Genomic DNA, 1,439 nt, shown 5'->3' with positions numbered 1-1,439 from the left:
AGAAAAATGGCCAGGATCAATTCTACCAGCGGCAAAAACTCGCGTAGCGTTTCCAGCCGCAGGGCCAGTGAATCCTGAAAATACCAGCCCAGGGCACATCCAAACAGCACAAACCACATCGGCCCGGTAAATTCCGCCCGCTGCAGCTGACGAATGGCAATGGAATATAAAAAAATGGCCAGCCCCAGCCAGGCCAGCACCAGATAGATTTTTTCCACTTAACGCCTCCTTGGCTAAGTTAAACAAAGACCGTTTTATACTACGCTCGCAGTATCAACAGAGCAAAGAAAATACCCGGACTGCTTGCGATTGTATTCGGGATAACAACCCAGAGCACAAGCGGATGCGATACAGCACATGAAAAAGCTGCGATTAGCCCAGCTTATGCTGTTTTCTTGTGGTTAATTTTTGCTAGAATGGCGACAAATTTTTTTGGAGAACCGTCAATGGCAATGTATGTAGTGGGACACAAGATCCCAGACTCAGATTCAATTTGTGGTGCAATTGCACTGGCTTACCTGAAGAACCAGATCGGTGAAGAAGCGATTCCAACGCGTTTGGGCGATGTTTCTCCCGAGACCCAGTTTATTCTGGAGCGCTTTGGCTTTGAAGCCCCGGAGCTCAAGCTTAGCTATGCCGGTGAAGAAGTCTATATCGTTGACCATACAGAGAAAACACAAGCCCCTGATGACATCGACGAAGCCACTGTTGTCGGTGTGGTTGACCACCACAAACTGGGCGACCTGACTACCTCAACGCCGCTTGAGTGTTGGATCCGCCCGGTAGGGTGTAGTAATACCATCATTAAAATGATGTACGACTTTTACGGCGTAGAAATCCCACAAGGGATTGCGGGCCTGATGATGTGTGCCATCCTGAGCGATACGGTGATCTTCAAATCACCAACTTGCACAACAGCAGACATTAAATGTGTAGAAGCGCTGGCTGAAATTGCAGGCATCGAAGACTTTAAAGCACTGGGCATGGAGATGTTCAAAGTCAAATCCGCGGTTGAAGGCACACCGGCACGCGACCTGGTAATGCGTGACTTTAAAGACTTCAACATGAACGGCAACCTGGTTGGTATCGGCCAGCTGGAAGTGATCGACCTGTCTGTATTCGACGACATCAAAGCCGACTTGGAAGCCGACATTGCTAAGCTGAAAGAAGAAGGTGGTCGCCACTCAGTGTTGCTGCTACTCACCGACATCATGCAAGAAGGCTCACAAATGCTGATCGCTTCTGACGACGAAAGCATTGTCGCCAAAGCCTATCAGGTTACCCCTGAAAATAGCCGAGTATGGCTGGATGGCGTACTAAGCCGTAAAAAGCAGGTTGTTCCGCCACTGCAAGATGCGTTTGCATAAAACTGGCTGATAAATCTCAGAAAAAGCCCTGATCCTGTCAGGGCTTTTTTGTTTTTATACCAATTTGCTTAA

1 protein-coding gene and 1 pseudogene are annotated in these 1,439 nt (G+C 48.4%); one reads left to right on the top strand and one right to left on the bottom strand.

Annotated elements, in window-relative coordinates; all coding sequences use genetic code 11:
* Positions 1 to 218 (bottom strand): annotated as a pseudogene (locus tag C3B51_RS22625) (cation:proton antiporter); the annotation flags it as partial.
* Positions 219 to 446: 228 nt separating this feature from the next.
* Between C3B51_RS22625 and C3B51_RS22620 the strand changes: the two are divergent.
* The gene (locus C3B51_RS22620; protein ID WP_125784319.1) at positions 447 to 1,367 is read left to right on the top strand and encodes a manganese-dependent inorganic pyrophosphatase; all 921 of its coding nucleotides are present in this window, start codon (positions 447 to 449) and stop codon (positions 1,365 to 1,367) included.
* The last annotated feature ends 72 nt before the right edge of the window (positions 1,368 to 1,439 follow it).

The sequence above is a fragment of the Pseudoalteromonas rubra genome, from assembly GCF_004212645.1.
Classification (GTDB): Bacteria; Pseudomonadota; Gammaproteobacteria; order Enterobacterales; family Alteromonadaceae; genus Pseudoalteromonas; species Pseudoalteromonas rubra_G.
This window is presented reverse-complemented; position numbering and strand designations above follow the sequence as displayed.

Coding starts and splice junctions, on each gene's coding strand:
- C3B51_RS22620 (WP_125784319.1), top strand. CDS start 447: ATGGCAATGTATGTAGTGGGACACAAGATCCCAGACTCAGATTCAATT.